Origin of the sequence: Sphingomonas sp., from assembly GCF_040398505.1 — a bacterium.
GTDB lineage: Bacteria > Pseudomonadota > Alphaproteobacteria > Sphingomonadales > Sphingomonadaceae > Sphingomonas.
In genome coordinates this window covers 1-15,812 of record NZ_JBBATX010000047.1, presented here as the reverse complement: position 1 = coordinate 15,812, position 15,812 = coordinate 1, and the positions used below count along the sequence as shown (strand labels likewise).

General features: G+C 65.0%; 17 protein-coding genes and 2 pseudogenes. 10 read left to right on the top strand and 9 right to left on the bottom strand.

Annotation, left to right across the window (positions count from 1 at the left end; translation table 11 throughout):
- The first annotated feature begins 158 nt into the window (after nt 1-158).
- From ABWP09_RS07890 to ABWP09_RS07875, 4 genes are all read left to right on the top strand, one after another.
- On the top strand, nt 159-893 hold the full coding sequence (locus tag ABWP09_RS07890) for a 3'-5' exonuclease (RefSeq protein WP_353204597.1): 735 nt from the start codon (nt 159-161) through the stop codon (nt 891-893).
- Nucleotides 894-969: 76 nt separating this feature from the next.
- Nucleotides 970-2,499, top strand: a complete 1,530-nt coding sequence (locus ABWP09_RS07885; RefSeq protein ID WP_353204596.1) for a sensor histidine kinase — start codon at nt 970-972, stop codon at nt 2,497-2,499.
- Nucleotides 2,496-2,945 carry a response regulator gene (locus tag ABWP09_RS07880; protein ID WP_353204595.1) on the top strand — a complete coding sequence of 150 codons (450 nt, stop codon included), beginning with the start codon at nt 2,496-2,498 and terminating at the stop codon, nt 2,943-2,945. The genes ABWP09_RS07885 and ABWP09_RS07880 overlap by 4 nt, the downstream gene beginning before the upstream one ends.
- 8 nt (nt 2,946-2,953) lie before the next feature.
- Nucleotides 2,954-4,006 carry a sensor histidine kinase gene (locus ABWP09_RS07875; protein ID WP_353204594.1) on the top strand — a complete coding sequence of 351 codons (1,053 nt, stop codon included), beginning with the start codon at nt 2,954-2,956 and terminating at the stop codon, nt 4,004-4,006.
- Between the two features lie 9 nt (nt 4,007-4,015).
- On the opposite strand, the gene ABWP09_RS07870 is transcribed toward ABWP09_RS07875, so the two are convergent.
- On the bottom strand, nt 4,016-4,780 hold the full coding sequence (locus tag ABWP09_RS07870; protein ID WP_353204593.1) for a class I SAM-dependent methyltransferase: 765 nt from the start codon (nt 4,778-4,780) through the stop codon (nt 4,016-4,018).
- A gap of 23 nt (nt 4,781-4,803) precedes the next feature.
- The gene (gene gyrB, locus ABWP09_RS07865; RefSeq protein WP_353204592.1) at nt 4,804-7,344 is read right to left on the bottom strand and encodes a DNA topoisomerase (ATP-hydrolyzing) subunit B; all 2,541 of its coding nucleotides are present in this window, start codon (nt 7,342-7,344) and stop codon (nt 4,804-4,806) included.
- A gap of 171 nt (nt 7,345-7,515) precedes the next feature.
- Between gyrB and ABWP09_RS07860 the strand changes: the two genes are divergently transcribed.
- From ABWP09_RS07860 to ABWP09_RS07850, 3 genes are all read left to right on the top strand, one after another.
- Complete coding sequence (locus tag ABWP09_RS07860) at nt 7,516-8,259, top strand: TlpA disulfide reductase family protein (RefSeq protein WP_353204591.1); 744 nt, start codon at nt 7,516-7,518, stop codon at nt 8,257-8,259.
- Between the two features lie 197 nt (nt 8,260-8,456).
- Nucleotides 8,457-9,566 (top strand): Acg family FMN-binding oxidoreductase, encoded by a 1,110-nt coding sequence (locus tag ABWP09_RS07855; RefSeq protein ID WP_353204590.1) that lies wholly within the window; start codon nt 8,457-8,459, stop codon nt 9,564-9,566.
- Complete coding sequence (locus ABWP09_RS07850; protein WP_353204589.1) at nt 9,563-10,054, top strand: MarR family winged helix-turn-helix transcriptional regulator; 492 nt, start codon at nt 9,563-9,565, stop codon at nt 10,052-10,054. Before ABWP09_RS07855 ends, ABWP09_RS07850 begins: the two co-directional genes overlap by 4 nt.
- 72 nt (nt 10,055-10,126) lie before the next feature.
- On the opposite strand, the gene ABWP09_RS07845 is transcribed toward ABWP09_RS07850, so the two are convergent.
- The 3 genes from ABWP09_RS07845 to ABWP09_RS07835 are packed head-to-tail and all read right to left on the bottom strand — an operon-like array spanning nt 10,127 to nt 12,851.
- Nucleotides 10,127-10,930, bottom strand: coding sequence for a MerR family transcriptional regulator (locus tag ABWP09_RS07845; RefSeq protein ID WP_353204588.1), 804 nt, complete (start codon nt 10,928-10,930; stop codon nt 10,127-10,129).
- A gap of 22 nt (nt 10,931-10,952) precedes the next feature.
- Nucleotides 10,953-11,999 (bottom strand): DNA replication/repair protein RecF, encoded by a 1,047-nt coding sequence (gene recF / locus ABWP09_RS07840; RefSeq protein WP_353204587.1) that lies wholly within the window; start codon nt 11,997-11,999, stop codon nt 10,953-10,955.
- A 51-nt stretch (nt 12,000-12,050) separates the two neighbouring features.
- Nucleotides 12,051-12,851: a Coq4 family protein gene (locus ABWP09_RS07835; RefSeq protein ID WP_353204586.1), complete on the bottom strand. Its 801-nt coding sequence runs from the start codon at nt 12,849-12,851 to the stop codon at nt 12,051-12,053.
- A 139-nt stretch (nt 12,852-12,990) separates the two neighbouring features.
- On the opposite strand from ABWP09_RS07835, the gene aguB reads away from it, so the two are divergent.
- The gene (aguB, locus tag ABWP09_RS07830; protein ID WP_353204585.1) at nt 12,991-13,842 is read left to right on the top strand and encodes an N-carbamoylputrescine amidase; all 852 of its coding nucleotides are present in this window, start codon (nt 12,991-12,993) and stop codon (nt 13,840-13,842) included.
- A gap of 23 nt (nt 13,843-13,865) precedes the next feature.
- On the opposite strand, the gene ABWP09_RS07825 is transcribed toward aguB, so the two are convergent.
- Nucleotides 13,866-14,111, bottom strand: a complete 246-nt coding sequence (locus tag ABWP09_RS07825; RefSeq protein ID WP_353204584.1) for a hypothetical protein — start codon at nt 14,109-14,111, stop codon at nt 13,866-13,868.
- Between the two features lie 110 nt (nt 14,112-14,221).
- On the opposite strand from ABWP09_RS07825, the gene ABWP09_RS07820 reads away from it, so the two are divergent.
- Nucleotides 14,222-14,788 carry a DUF4337 domain-containing protein gene (locus ABWP09_RS07820; protein WP_353204583.1) on the top strand — a complete coding sequence of 189 codons (567 nt, stop codon included), beginning with the start codon at nt 14,222-14,224 and terminating at the stop codon, nt 14,786-14,788.
- 9 nt (nt 14,789-14,797) lie between these two features.
- Nucleotides 14,798-14,911, top strand: a pseudogene (locus ABWP09_RS07815) (N-carbamoylputrescine amidase); the annotation flags it as partial.
- Between the two features lie 9 nt (nt 14,912-14,920).
- Here the strand turns inward: ABWP09_RS07815 and ABWP09_RS07810 are convergent.
- From ABWP09_RS07810 to ABWP09_RS07800, 3 genes and pseudogenes are all read right to left on the bottom strand, one after another.
- Nucleotides 14,921-15,118 carry a hypothetical protein gene (locus ABWP09_RS07810; protein ID WP_353204582.1) on the bottom strand — a complete coding sequence of 66 codons (198 nt, stop codon included), beginning with the start codon at nt 15,116-15,118 and terminating at the stop codon, nt 14,921-14,923.
- A complete protein-coding gene (locus ABWP09_RS07805) occupies nt 15,119-15,592 on the bottom strand; it encodes a hypothetical protein (RefSeq protein ID WP_353204581.1) in 474 nt (157 codons plus the stop codon). It abuts the gene before it with no gap.
- A gap of 73 nt (nt 15,593-15,665) precedes the next feature.
- Nucleotides 15,666-15,812 (bottom strand): annotated as a pseudogene (locus ABWP09_RS07800) (uracil-DNA glycosylase); the annotation flags it as partial.

The window sequence follows — 15,812 nt, the reverse complement described above, 5'->3', positions numbered from 1 at the left end:
CGGTTTCTTCCGGTCAGGCACCGGTGTTTGAACGCGCTTCGCGCCTTTGTGTCTTAGTGTCTTTGTGTGAGACAATCTTCTGCTCTGCGCGCCTCCCCGCCTCAGCGAGAGCGTCTTCTTTCCTCGCAATCGCCCCAAGAACACGCCACCTAGGCGACATGCCCCCCCCCGCCCCCCAGATCATCCGCGTCATCGACCTTGAGACGACCGGCGAAGCGCCGCCGCTGCACGGCGTGTGCGAAATCGGGTGGCAGGATGTGGCACTCGGCGCGGATGGCCGCTGGGAGATTCACGGCGAAGGTGGGTCGCGGCTCGTCAATCCGGGGCGGCCGATCCCGCCGCTAACGCAAACGATCCACCACATTCTCGACGAACAGGTCGCCGACGCGCCGCTGTGGCACGATGTCGCGCGCGGCGTGCTCGATCCCTATCCCAGGCGCGTTGCGCTCGCCGCGCACCGCTCGCTCTATGAGGAGAAGTTTTGCAGCCCGGCGCTGACGCGCGATGCACCGTGGATCTGCACGTGGAAGTGCGCGCTGCGGCTATGGCCCGATACGCCGGCTTTCTCCAACCAGATGCTGCGCTATTGGCGCAAGCCCGTGGGGCTGGAGCATGAGCGCGGTTTGCCGGCGCATCGCGCCTTTCCCGATGCTTATGTCACGGCTTTCCACTTGCGCGACGCGCTCAATGCGGTCGGGCTGGAGCAATTGCTGGAATGGTCGCGCCTGCCCGGCTTGCTCCCGCGCGTGATCCGCCCCGGTCCCGATCGCGGCAAGGACTGGTGCGAGATTAGCGACGACTCGCTCGCCATCATGCTCGGCGACCGTGACGAGGATGTCCGTTTCACCGCCGAGACGGAGCGCGCGCGACGCGGGAATTCTTCGCGCGATTGAGGTCCGCTAACTGCTTGATCGAAATCAAGATGGCGCGGCTGGTCAATAGCGGTGCCGCTGCGTAAGGGTGCTCGCAATGGCGCAGCGCATGGTCTTGGGTTTCGGCGTCACCGAAGGACGGATGGGGCGGTTCCTCGTCGCCGCAATGGCGCTCGGGTTCGCCGCGCTGGTCGCCGCCGGGATTGCCGCTGCCTGGTCGACCGCCAGCAATGAAGCGCATACGCGCGACGTCAACCATACCTATGAGGTTGAGCTCGCGATCGACCGGGCGCGGATCGCGATCGAGCAAAGCGAAACGACGCGCCGCGGCTTCCTGCTGACCGGTGAGCAGATCTATCTCGACACCTATCGTACCGCGATGGCCGACTTGCCGAGGCTGATCGCGCGCATCGCCACGCTGACCCGCGACAATCCGCTGCAGCAAGCCAATCTGACGAAGCTGCGTGCGCTGACCGACGATCTGGGGCGGCAGCGCGAACGCTCGATCGCGGTGGCGCTGCGCGGCGATCGTGCCGCGGCGCTCGGCTTGTTCGAGGCCGAGACCAGCGCGCGCCGGATGCGCGCGGTGCGGACGCTCGCCGGCGCGATGGCGGCCGAGGAACAGCGCTTGCTCGCGATCCGCAATGCCGAACAGCGCGCAAGCGTGCAGGTGTTCTACAGCACGCTCGCCATTGCCGGGCTGTTGCTCGTGCTGGTGGCGGCGGTCACGCTGGCGACCGTCCTGCGCTATACCCGCGATTTGGCCACGTCGCGCGACAAGGTGCGCGATTTCGCCGATACGCTCGAGGAGCAAGTTGCCGAACGCACCGCTGATTTGACGCGCGCCAATGACGAAATCCAGCGCTTCGCCTATATCGTCAGCCACGATCTGCGCAGCCCATTGGTCAATGTGATGGGCTTCACCGCCGAATTGGAGGGTGCAACCGTCGCGCTGGGCGCGCTGATCGACCGCGCCGAGGCGCATGCCCCCGAAATCGTCAGCGCGGAAGCGCGGCTTGCGGTGCGCGAGGATTTGCCCGAGGCGATCGGCTTTATCCGCAGCTCGACGCAGAAAATGGATCGGTTGATCAACGCGATCCTCAAGCTGTCGCGCGAAGGGCGCCGCGTCATCACGCCCGAGCCGCTTGACATGGCGGCGATGATCGACGGGATCACCGCGAGCTTGACCCAGCAGCTTGCCCAGCGTGGCGCGTCGGTGAGCGTCGAACGCCCGCTTCCGACGATCGTCAGCGACCGGCTGGCGACCGAACAGATTTTTTCGAATCTGATCGAGAATGCGGTCAAATATCTCGATCCCAAGCGCGTCGGACAGATCGTGGTGCGCGGCAAGTGCGCTGGGTCCCGCGTGACGTTCGAGATCGAAGACAATGGCCGCGGTATCGCGCCGAGCGACCACAGCCGTGTGTTCGACCTGTTCCGCCGATCGGGCAATCAGGATCAGCCGGGTGAGGGGATCGGGCTCGCGCATGTCCGCACGCTCGCGTACCGGCTGGGCGGGGTGATCGACGTGGCGTCGGAACTCGGCCAAGGTGCGACATTCCGCCTGACGCTGCCGGTCACCTTGACCGACGCAACCGTCCTAGCGACCTCGGGGAAAGCACCATGACCGACCACAAGACCGTCAGCATCGTGATGATCGAGGACGATGAGGGCCATGCCCGGCTGATCGAGAAGAACATCCGCCGCGCCGGCATCAGCAACACGATCACGCATTTCACCGACGGCACGAGCGCGCTCGACTATCTGTTCAACGCAGCCGACGGTCCGCAGCGCAATGGCCCGGCGCTGGTGCTGCTCGATCTCAACCTGCCCGACATGAGCGGCACCGACATTCTGGCGAAGATCAAGGCGACCGACGGGCCGCTGCGCCGGACGCCGGTGGTGGTGCTGACGACCACCGACGACAAGGTCGAAATTCAGCGTTGCTACGATCTCGGCTGCAACGTCTACATCACCAAGCCGGTCAATTATGAGAGTTTCGCGCAGGCGATCCGGCAGCTTGGCCTGTTTCTGTCGGTCATTCAGGTGCCGGACATGGAACCAGAGGGGTAAGCGTCGGCGTGACCACGGTTCTCTATATCGACGATGACGCCGGTCTCCGGCGTCTGGCGGCGCGCACGCTCGCGCGGCATGGTTTTGACGTGACGGTTGCCGAAAGCGGGGCGGAGGGCGTTGCGCTAGCCAGCGCGCGCGCGTTCGATCTGATCGTGGTCGACCATTATATGCCGGGCATGGATGGGCTGGAGACGTTGCGGCACTTACGCGCGCTGCCTGCGGCACCGCCGGTCGTGTATGTCACTGGATCCGAGGAGGGAAAGGTCGCGGTTGCGGCGTTGAAGGCTGGTGCCGCGGACTATGTCGTCAAGACCGTTGGCAGTGACTTTTTCGATTTGCTCGCCAGCGCGTTCGCGCTGGTGCTCACGCGCAGCGCGCTGGAACGCGACAAGATCGCTGCCGAGGAACAGTTGCGTGCGAGCAATGCCCGGCTTGAGGCGCTGCTGAGCGAGGTCAACCACCGCGTCGCCAACAGTTTGCAGATCGTCTCGGCGATGGTCCGGATGCAAGCCACCGCGCTCGACAATGCCGAAGCGCGGCTCGCGCTTGAGGATACGCAGCGCCGCATCGCCGCGATCGCGCAAGTGCATCGCCGACTCTACACCAGCAACGATGTCGAACAGGTCGATATGCGCGAGTATCTCGGCGCGCTGGTCGAGGAATTGGGCGAGACCTGGTCGACGCCGGCCGCCCCGCGTAGGCTGTCGCTCGCCGCCGACCCGATCCGGCTGTCGACCGACCGCGCCGTCTCGCTTGGCGTGATCGTCACCGAATTGGTCAGCAATGCGTGCAAATACGCCTATCCCAGTGACGGGGAAAAGCGCGGGGGCGGAGAGGTCCGCGTGTCGCTGATCGACGAAGGCGATGCGCATTTTCGGCTCGCGGTCGAGGATGATGGGGTCGGCATGGTGGCGGATGCGCCCGCGCGCGGCACCGGTGTCGGCACCAAGCTGATCCGCGCGATGGCGCAGAGCCTGCAGACGAACGTCGAATATAACACCGGGAGCCCCGGCGCGCGATCCGGGGTCCGCGCGACGCTGCGCGCGGCCCTCGGTTAAGGTGTACGCTTAGCGGGGCTTGCGGAATTTATAGACAAACTGGTCGGTATGGCCGCGGATCGCGGGATCGAACACATTGGCCTTATGGTCGTCAGCGGGGTTGCGCAGCACATCGCTTTCGCCGACGAATTCGAAGCCGGCCTTGGCGACCTCGGCCTTGGCGGTGGCCGGATCGATCCGATGCGTCGTTGCCGTGCTCGCAAGCCCGGTGCCGGGGTCGGCATGGTCGATCACGATATAGGTGCCGCCCGGCTTCAGCGATTTGAGGACGGCGGCGTTGAACGCATCGATCGCTGCCTCACCACCGAAATTGTTGACGTCGTGATAGTTCTGCACGGTCCAGACGATATCGACCGGCTCCGGCGCCGCGAGGATGCCTACGTCCAGCACCCTGGCGGAGGCGTTCGGGATATGCAGCGCTTCGAGCGCCGGAAGCGCCTTGGTGGCATATTTGGCGCCAGCGGCCGGCCAGATTGCATAGACATGGCCGGTCTTGCCGACCACGCCGGCGAAGATCCGCGTCCAATATCCGCCGCCGGGGAAGAAATCGAGCACTTCGTCGCCGGGGCCGACGCCCGAAAAAGCGAGGACTTCGGCGGCCTTGCGCCGGGCATCGTCGCCCGCCTGTTCGGCGCGCGCCGGGTTGGCGAGGCCCGCCGCCACCGCACGCGCGGTTTCCTTGGCGCTATGCTTGGAGGCCGGAACGCTGGCCGCAACGGCGGCGGTTGCGATCAACGCGGCGGCTGCCGCACCCGTCAGAAATCCACGCATCATGCCCTCTCCCTCACCTTGGCGCGTCAGACGTCGAGATTGGCGACGCTTAGCGCATTCTCCTGAATGAATTCGCGGCGTGGCTCGACCACATCGCCCATCAGCCGCGTGAAGATTTCGTCCGCCACATCGGCTTGCTCGATCTCGACGCGGAGCATCGAGCGCGCTTGCGGATCGAGCGTCGTCTCCCACAATTGTTCGGCGTTCATTTCGCCAAGACCCTTGTAGCGCTGGATCGACAGGCCCTTGCGGCCGGCGGCGAGGATCGCGTCGAGCAATTGCGACGGGCGCGCGACCATCGTCGACCCTTTTGCGGCGGTCGCCACGGGGGCCTGGGCCGGTGCCTCGGTCGCGGCCGCTGCATCCTCGGCGGCATCGACCTCGGCCTGCGCCGCCGCCGCTGCCTTGGATGAGACGATCCGCGCGGTCTGTTCATAGGCTTCGCCCTGCTCGACCGCGAGGCCGTGCAGTTTGCGCGCTTCGGCCGAGCCGAGGAACGCACCTTCGATGATGTGATGATCGGTCACGCCGCGCCACACGCGCTCGACATGGAAGCCGCCATCCTCGGCCAGCCGCGCCGACCAGCGTGCCTCGGGGTCACCGGCATCGAGCCCGCGCACGACCTGCACCACGACGTCGCGGCGGGCCGCAAGATCGAGCGCCGGATCGAGCGCGCCGCCCATTGCCAGCGCTTCGACGATCGTCGGATCGTAGCGCCGCGGGATATAGCGCATCAGCGTCCGCATCCGCCGCGCATGGTCAACCAGCATCCGCAGATCCTGGCCCGACCGCGTCCCGCCCTGAACGCCTTCGAGCACGGTACCGGCAACGCCCGCCTCGACCAGATATTCGTCGAGCGCGCTATCGTCCTTGAGATACACTTCCGAGCGTCCGCGCGTCGCTTTGTAGAGCGGCGGCTGCGCGATGTAGAGATGCCCGTTGGTAATGATCTCCGGCATCTGACGGTAGAAAAAGGTCAGCAACAGCGTGCGGATATGCGCGCCGTCGACGTCTGCGTCGGTCATGATGACGATCTTGTGGTAGCGCAGTTTTTCGATCTTGAAGTCGTCGCGGCCAATGCCAGTGCCCATGGCCTGAATGAGCGTGCCGATTTCCTTTGACGACAGCATCCGGTCGAAGCGCGCCCGCTCGACGTTGAGGATCTTGCCGCGCAACGGCAGGATCGCCTGAAAATGGCGATCGCGGCCCTGCTTGGCCGAGCCGCCGGCCGAATCCCCCTCGACCAGGAACAGTTCGGACTTGGCGGGGTCGCGTTCCTGGCAATCGGCGAGCTTGCCGGGGAGTGAGGCGATATCCATCACGCCCTTGCGCCGGGTCAGTTCGCGCGCCTTCTTGGCGGCTTCGCGCGCGGCGGCAGCGTCGATGATCTTGAGGATGATCGATTTGCCGTGCGCGGGGTTTTCCTCAAGCCATTCGGCGAGCTTGTCGGCCATCAGGCTTTCGAGCGGCTGGCGCACTTCGGACGAGACCAGCTTGTCCTTGGTCTGGCTGCTGAACTTGGGATCGGGCAGCTTGACCGAGACGATCGCGGTCAAACCCTCGCGCATGTCGTCGCCGGTCAGCGTGACCTTTTCCTTCTTCAACATGCCCGACTTCTCGGCATAATTGTTGAGCGTGCGCGTCATCGCCGCGCGGAACGCCGCCATGTGCGTGCCGCCGTCGCGCTGCGGGATGTTGTTGGTGAAAGCGAGGACGTTCTCGTAATAGGAGTCGTTCCATTCGAGCGCGACGTCGATCGTCACGTCATCGCGCGTACCCGAAATCGCGACCGGCTCGGGCATCAGCGGAATTTTGTTGCGATCGAGATATTTCACGAACGCGGCGATGCCGCCCTCATAATATAGTTCGACCGTCTTCAGATCGGCATGGCGCGCGTCGTTGAGATAGAGCCGCACGCCCGAATTGAGGAAGGCGAGTTCGCGGTAGCGATGCTCGAGCTTGTCGAAATCGAATTCGGTGATCTTGAAGGTGGCGGGCGAGGGGAAGAAGGTGACCTTGGTTCCCTTTTTGCCGGGGGCGGGGCCGACCACCGTGAGCGGTGCCACCGCATCGCCGAAGGCGAAGCGCATGTAATGCTCGGTCTCGTCGCGCCAGATCGTCAGATCGAGCCATTCGGACAGCGCATTGACCACCGAGACGCCGACGCCGTGCAGACCGCCCGAAACCTTATACGCATTATCGTCCGACGTATTTTCGAACTTACCGCCGGCGTGGAGCTGGGTCATGATGACCTCGGCCGCCGAAACGCCTTCCTCGGTGTGGATGCCGGTCGGGATGCCGCGGCCATTATCCTCGACCGAAACCGAGCCATCGGCGTTCAAGGTGATGTCGATCCGGTCGCAATGCCCGGCGAGCGCTTCGTCGATCGCATTGTCCGACACCTCGAACACCATATGGTGGAGGCCCGAGCCATCGTCAGTATCGCCAATGTACATGCCGGGGCGCTTGCGGACGGCGTCGAGGCCTTTCAGCACCTTGATCGAATCGGCACCGTAGTCGCCTTGATTCGGGGTGTTGAGGTTATTGCTTTCGGGTGTGGTTGCCATGCCGAGTATATAGGGTCGGCGGGCGAAAAACGGAAGCGAAATGGGCGATCGCCGCTTGCGGTGTGCGGATGCCTGCGCCACTCTCCGGCGTCGTGCTGAAGCGGTACGATAGCAGCGCAGGCAAAGGGACAGGAACAAGCCGCCCGCTGGGGCCGAACCGGGAGAAATGTCGTGGCAATCGGTGGCGGACTTGATCGTCGTCCGATCCTTGGCGGCATGCTTGCCGGGCTCGCCAGCCCTGCTCGTCTATCAGCGGCGCCCATTCTCACGCTGAAATCCGGTCCGCGGCTGTTCACGGGCACCCCGCTGGACAAAAACCGGCTCGCGCTGACCTTCGAAAAGGTCGATCTGCCATTGCCACCGATCAAAGTGTCGAACGGCGCGGCGAAGCTTTCGCTCGACAGCCTGCGTGGCAAAACGCGGATTGTCACCTTATGGGCGGAATGGTGCGCGCCGTGTCTGGTCGAGGCGCGCGATTTCGCCGCGCTGCGCCGACGGTTCGCGGGACCGACCTTCGACATCGTCGCCGTGCTGACCGGCAGCGCGGAAAAGCTCGATTTCGCCGGCGCGACCGCGCGGCTGACGCAAGCCCGCGTCGCTGGGTTGCCGCTGCTGGTCGAGCCGAACGGCGGGAAGCGCCTGATGCAGACGCTGTCGCCATCGCCGATGGGCGATGGCGGGACGCTGCCGTGCACCTTGCTCGTCGATTCGCGGGGACGGGTCCGCGGGCGGAGCCGTGGTGCGCCGACGGCGGCGCTTCCGCCCGGTGCAGCCGCCAAGCAGCCCGGGTCGTACATCCTGACCGACGCGGACAAGCGCGCGATGCTTGCCGGTGACCGCGGCACCTTGTGGCAATCGCCCGACGGCGACGCACTCGTCACGGCACTTCGCGACGGTATTCTCGACCGACTCTAGATTATCGCGCGAGCGCCCCGGTCGGCGGGCGAAAAACGGCAGCGAAATGGACGCGTCGCGGCTCAACCCTGCCAATCCGACAGTGTTGACTCGCTTGCACTTCCCCAATCTGCGGCCTTGACTATGATTAGATATCAAACTAGATAGTGAGGTGTCTAACCATGAGGGGCAAGTCCATGCAGGTTTCCAGGCGATCGATGATCCTCGGTGTCAGCGCGGCAGGCGTCGCGCTGATCGGCGGCGGCACCGCTTGGCGTGTCACGCGGAATCCCGTTTCGGCGGTTGCGCCATGGCAGATCGATCCAACGCCGCCCGCCGATGTGCGACTCGATGCGTTTCGCTACGCGATCCTCGCCCCCAATCCGCACAATCGCCAACCATGGCTGATCGAACTTGTCGGGCGCGACACCGCAGTGATCCGCTGCGATCTTGCCAAGCGCTTACCCGAGACCGATCCGTACGATCGCCAAATCACGATCGGCTTCGGTACCTTTATCGAGCTCGCGCGGATCGCGGCGGCCGAGCGTGGCTATGCCGTCGCGGTGACACCCTTCCCGGCGGACGAGCCGCAACCGCGCCTCGATGCGCGACCCGTGGCGAAACTCGTTTTCCGCAAAATACCGGGTCTGGTGCGCGATCCTTTATTCGCCGCGATCACGGCACGCCGCACCAACCGCGAAGTGTATGACGCCACCCCGCCATCCGCTGTCCAATTGCGCGACGTAGCTGCTGAGGGCGTCACCACCAGCACCGATCCGGCCTTGCTCGCCCAAATGCGCCCGCTTGCCGTCGGCGCGATGACCACCGAGGTGACGACACCGCGCACCTGGCTGGAAAGCGTCAGGCTGTTCCGCATCGGCCATGCCGAAATCGATGCAAATCCGGATGGCCTTGCCGGGCGCGGGCCGTTGCTCGAAGGTCTGCAGGCCGTCGGGATGATCGATCGCCAGCAGCTCGCCGATCCGACCAGCATGGCGTTCAAGTCCGGGCTGGATCAGGTCCGCGCGAGTTGCGGCTCGATCCCCGCGCTCATCTGGATCGTGACGCCCGGCAACAGCCGCGTCGAACAGCTCGATGCCGGTCGGCGCTACGCCCGCGCCAATTTGCGCGCGACGCTGCTTGGCCTCGCGATGCATCCGTTGAGCCAAGCCTTGCAGGAATATCCCGAAATGGCCCCCGCCTTTGCCAAAGTCCATGCATTGATCGGCGCTGCGCCCGGTGCGCGGTTGCAGATGCTCGCGCGGATCGGCAAGGGGCCGACGGTGCCACCGGCACCGCGCTGGCCGCTGGAGACGCATCTGACATGACCGACCCCTCCGCGCCGGCCGCGGCCTTGGCGTTCGAGCTGTTCAACGAGATCGCGATCATCGATCAGCTCGCCAGTACGGTGTTCGAGCGCGCGTTACCCGACGGGATGACGCGCGCGCAATTCACCGTGCTCAATCACTTCGTCCGTTTACGCCATGCCGAGCGCTCGCCCGCGCAGCTCGCCGACGCGTTTCAGGTGACGCGCCCGACCATGACCAGCACGCTTGCCCGGATGGAGCGCGCCGGATTGATCGCGATCCGACCCGATCCGGTTGATGGCCGCGCGAAACTGGTGTCGCTGACCGCGGCCGGGCGGGCAGCACGCGAGGCCGGACTCGCGGCGATCGCTCCGTTGCTACCGCTGCTCGATGGAGCGATTGCGCAGGACGATATCGCACGCATCTTGCCGCCGCTGCGTGCCGTGCGGATCGCGCTAGATGCGCTGCGTGATCCGCCAGCTAACAACGTCGAACCGACAGGCCGCTAGAGGGGTGGGCAGGACAGACGCGAAATGGACGAATCGCGGCCCGGGAGGTGCTGTCCCGAGCCGCTTCGCCGCTTAGCGGTCGCCGCCCATCCACGCGGGGCCATCGATTGTCCCGCCGGCGTCGCGCCGGGCCTTGGTGGCGCTCGCGATGAATTGCCAGACCGTGTACGAAAAGCCCGGGTCGGCCTCCTTCTCCCATTTGGGCATTTCGGCATACATCTGTGCGACGCCGTTCCACATCTGCGGCGTCGCCACGGCGGTGAACGGCTGCAAGAGCGCGAACCATTGATCGAGAAACGCTTGCGCCTCGGCCCCGGCGGGGTCGAGCGGGAGCGCGGCTTCGATCGTGTCGCTCAGCGTGCGCCACTGTGCCTGGGACGCCGCATAGTCCATGCCTTCATAAGCGGGCGCGGCGGTCTTGGCCCATTCGGCTTTGTCGTCTGTGCTGAAATAGCGATCGACGACCGCTTTCATCGGATGTTCCATCGTTGCTTCTCCGGATCGGATCAGCGAGCAGAAGGTCGCGGCATCGATCGGCTCGCCTCGGTCGATGCGGGACAAAGTGGTGGCGAGGATGGTCCGGATATCGGCCAGCGCCTGCGCCTGTTCGGTAACCTGATCGAGCTGCGCGACGATCAGCGCGCGCAAGTCGATCGCGCGACGGTCGAACAGCTGCTTGATCCGCGCAAGGCTTAGCCCGGCGCGTTTGAGCGCAACAACCTGATGCAACCGCTCGAGCGCGGCGGCATCATAAAGCCGTCGCGCCGACGCCGTGCGCAGCGGCGTTACCAACCCGCGTGCTTCGTAAAAACGCAAGGCGCGCGGGCTCAAGCCCGTTAGGCGGGCGACGTCGGCAATGTCGAGAATCGTGGTCATGCCGACGGTGTAGCGGTTGACGCTAGGTCAACTGCAAGCGGAAAAAATCGCTTCCCAAATCGGCGAACAGGGCGTCTTCCGTCCCCGTCATCCACACTTGTCCCTTGCCCGCCAGGCGTTCGAACAAGGCGGCACGACGGAGTGGGTCGAGATGCGCCGCGACCTCATCGAGCAAGAGCACCGGCGGCGCGCCGCTGCGCTCGGCCACTAGATCGGCATGCGCGAGGATCAGGCCGAGCAGCAGCGCCTTTTGCTCGCCGGTCGAGCACAGGCCCGCGGCCTGACCCTTGCCGAGATGCGTGACCGCCAGATCGCTGCGGTGCGGGCCGACCAGCGCACGCCCGGCCGCCGCATCGCGCGCGCGGCTGCGCGCGAGATCGGCGGCGAGCGTATCGCCCGCCCCGGTCCAGCCCTCGAGCGCGAGCCCGGCGCGTGCAAACGGGCCATCGGATTGCTCGAGCAAGCGCGCGGTCAGCGCGGCGACGGTCTCGGCCCGCGCCGCATCGATCGCTGCGCCATGCTCGGCCATTTGCGCTTCGAGTGCCGACAGCCATTCGCGATCGGGCGGCACGTCCTCCGCCAACAAGCGATTGCGCGCGCGCATCGCGGCTTCGTAGCGATTGGCATGGACGGCATGACTCGAGGACAAGGCTAGCGTCAGCCGGTCGAGAAAGCGGCGGCGCTCGCCGGCCGGTTCGACGAACAGGCGGTCCATCGCCGGGGTCAGCCACACCACCGTCAGCCATTCGGCGAGCGCGGTCGCCGCGACCGCCGCGCTCTGGACGCGGACGATCCGCCGTTCGGGCGCGGCGGCGTGCGTGCCGGTCGCGATCGCCACGGCGCCGGTCAAATCCGCTGCCACGCCGAAGCCGCCGGGGCCACCTTGCCGCGCCATGTCGCCCAGCGCCGCCCGCCGCAAGCCGCGGCCGGGCGCGAGCAGCGACACCGCTTCCAGCACATTGGTCTTGCCCGCGCCATTCTCGCCGGTCAGCACGACGAAACCCGGCCCCGGCGCGATCGTCAGAGCGGCATGGTTGCGGAAATCGGTGAGGATCAGGCGCGCGAGCATTGGACCCGCTCTACCGGCTCACGCAGCTTTCGCAATTTACGTGAGCAGGACTCAGGCGGCGAGGCGTTCCGGCGCTGGGGCCGGTTCGGCGGCGGCTTCGCCGCGATTGCTGAGGTACGACGCCAATTCCGGCCCCAGCTCGCGCTGCGCCTTGAGATAGGCGACCGGCGTCGCGATCCCGAGCCGCGCGCGGGCGGCGGCGATCGGTTCGGCGAGCAGCGCCTCATAATCCTCGCCCGAAATCCACTTCGCGCGGCGGCCATGGCGATAGCCCTCCCACACCGCGCGGGCGAACAGCGTGCCGCGGGTCGCGCCGAGGCTTTTCAGCGCCGCCGCGCCGCCGATGAACGCCCAGCCGAGCCCGCCGACCTGCGCATAGCTGAACGCGACGAGGCAGGCCTCGCCGAGCGATTCGTCGGCCTTGTAGCCGGTCAGCACGTGCCAAATGTCGTGCGTGTCGCGCACGCGCCGTCCGAACCAGGCATAGGGATGCTGCACCTGATCTTCGGTGATGACCTTGCTGACCTCGACCAGGCCATCGGCGGAGTAACCCGTGGTCGCGAGAAAATCGCGATACGCAGCACCAACCGTACCGGGCGCGAAACGGGCGACATAGGCGGGATCGGAGAAGCGCTGCGCCAATTCGACTTGTTCGCAGGCGAGCCGCCCACCCTCGGTCGTGGCGAGCAATCGCGCATAGTTGATCGGCGCATTGCCGACATTGAGCGCGCGCATGATGCGAAACACCTGCGTCGTATCGTCGCCGTCTGCGAGCAGGATCCGGATCGCATTGAACGCCGTGCGCCAGTCGCGGTGACCGTTCGTGCCGGGGAAGGGAGGAAGCTTTGCCATCGATTCGATCCTTACTGACATTGGTGTCAATAAATCGTTCCGCGCGCTCGGTCAAGTATCCCGCCCCGGCATCGTGATGCCGAGCGACCGATCGGGTTCCGGGTTTGAAACTGGGCTGCAAAAGACGATATGGGGCGGCATGACCCAGATCACCGTCGCCGCGCTGCAACTCGCCTTCACGTCGGATATCGACGCGAACATCGCCACCGTATCCGCTTTGGTGCGCGAGGCGGCGGGCAAGGGCGCGCAAGTGATCCTGCCGCCCGAACTGTTCGAAGGCGAATATTTCTGCCGGGTCGAGGATGAGGGCCTCTTCGCGCAAGCCAGACCGGTGGGGCAGCACAAGGCTGTGCTGGCGATGCAGAAGCTCGCGGCCGAACTCAGCGTGGCGATCCCGACCAGCTTCTTCGAGGCGGACGGGCCGCATCATTACAATTCGCTGGCGATGATCGGCCCCGATGGCGCGGTGCAGGGGGTGTATCGCAAGAGCCACATTCCCGACGGGCCGGGCTATGAGGAGAAATTCTATTTCCGCCCCGGCAATACCGGATTCAAGGTGTGGCCGGGGCCAGACGCCACCACGCTTGGCGTGGGCGTGTGCTGGGACCAATGGTATCCCGAAACGGCGCGCGCGCTGATGCTGATGGGATCGGACGTGTTGTTCTTCCCGACCGCGATCGGCAGCGAGCCGCACGATACCAGCCTCGACACCGCGCGGCTGTGGCGGCGCGCAATGGTCGGGCACGCGGTGTCGAACGTCGTGCCGGTGGTGGCGGCGAACCGTATCGGGGTAGAACACGGCCAGACTTTCTACGGCACCAGTTTCATCACCGACGAGCGCGGCGATATTCTGGCGGAACTCGGCCGCGAGGAGACGGGGGTAATCGTTGCGACGCTCGATCTCGACCGCGTCAAGCGCCACCGCGCCGCGTTCGGCTTCTTCCGCGACCGGCGGCCCGATCTATACGGGCGGCTGGTGCAGGACATCTGAGGCAGATCGTCCGACGCAGTCGCCTAACGCCGCGGCGTGCCGACCTCAGCATTGACGACGATCGGCGTGTTGCAGCCGTCGATCTCGCGTACCACCGCCTTGATCTGCCGCGCTGGCGGTTCGTCGGCCAAGGGGCGAATCGCGATACTGCCCTCGGAATTCGCAAGGATGATGCCGGGATTACGGCACATTGGCTTGAGGTTCGTGGGCTTGGCGGGGGGTGTCGCGGCGGTGGCGCTCGATAGCGCGACGAGGGTTGCGATCAGCATGGCTCTCTCCCGATAACAGACTATTACTACCACGCTTCACGGCACGGATGAAGCTTGGATGACGCCGAATTCACTGGCGTCACGCCAGGCAGCATGGTGGATTCGCCGTCATGGACATTGAAGTCAGCGCCGAAGCCAAGGACAAGCGGCTCAACCGCTGGGTCGCGATCACCGTCGTCGTGCTGTCGGTGTTCATGGGTCTGGGTAATATCAAGGACGGCAACATCGTCCAGAACATGGCGCAAGCGAAGGCCGATTCGGTCGACCGCTGGGGCGAGTATCAGGCGACCAAGACCAAATTGCATATCGCCGAGACGGCGCGCGACGAGATGGTCGTGCTCGCCGCCACCGCTGGGGCAAAGGCTGCAGCCAGTGCGGCGATTCTCCGGGCCGACGGCGAAATCGCCAAATATACGCGCGCGGCGCCGGCGCTCGCGAAACAGGCGCAAGCCTTTGCCGATCGCTACGATGCACTCAACGTGCATGACGATCAGTTCGATGCGAGCGAAGCCGCGCTCTCGACCGCGATCTCGATGGCGGCGGTGGCGGCGCTGGCGGAGAGTTTCCCGCTGCTGTTTGCCGGCTGGGCCTTTGGCGGCTTTGGGCTGTTTCTCGGGCTGTGTGGCTTTGCCGGATGGGGCTTCCATCCTGACGTGCTGAGTACGGTGCTGGGGTGAAACCGCGCAGGCGAGGTCGTCGCGACGCACGGTCTCGACCGCATCAAGCGGCACCGCGCGGCGTTCGGTTTCTTCCGTGATCGGCGGCCCGATCTGTACGGGCAGTTGGTGCAGGATATCTAAGCGCGCCGCCTACATCGCAGCGGTGGAGCGGTCTTTTTGGCGGCGGACCTCGCCCATTCGAGCCAGGATCGCTTCCAGCGCATCGGTCATCACAGACAGCATCTTGGCGCGTTGGTTACTATCCAAGTAGACGATCCAAAGCACAAACCCAATGCACCAAAGCGCGCAGCTTAGCCCAAGACCCAGCATTATTGCGGTAGCAGTCATCTAGCCACGTCCTATCAGGCGGCGCAGTTTGCGTGCAGCAAATTTGCTCTCATCCGAGCGTGTTTTCAAGGTGTGACGTCCCGCGGCGGCAGCGACCAGGCCGATCAACCCGCCGGTCAGCGTGCCGATCGGGCCGAGCAGCGATCCAGCGGTCGCCCCTGTAAAAAAGGCCGCAGCCGTTGCACCGATCCCGGTCGCGGTAACGCTGGCGGCGATCGTCATTCCCGCGCGATCGAGCAAATCAACCTTTCGATCCGCGCTTTGAGAATCCGCGTCGAGCGAATCCGCGAGATCGAGAACGAATTGCTCGATCTGCAAGCGAAAGTCCGGATCGTTGGAACCGGTGAACTCGCGCTGGAATTCTGCTCGCATTGCCGGATTGGTGGCGATTCTCAGTAAATCTTTTGGCGATATCGTCGAATAGCGTTCGTTTCCCAACGCAACAGCCCGCGCTCGCTCCATGAAAACGGCCACAAGACTCGCATTTCGATCCATGATCAAAATATAAACGGTCTATTTTTTGAATGTAAAATCACCGAAGCTCCAATTAGCTTCCTTTTTTATTATCAAGCGTGCCCCGCAATGCCACCGCCCGCGCGAAAACCGCCTCGAACATTTTGGGTGTCAGCCGTCCGGTATTCTGATTGTAGCGCGAGCAGTGATAGCTATCGATCAGGATGCGCCCGTCGGGCAT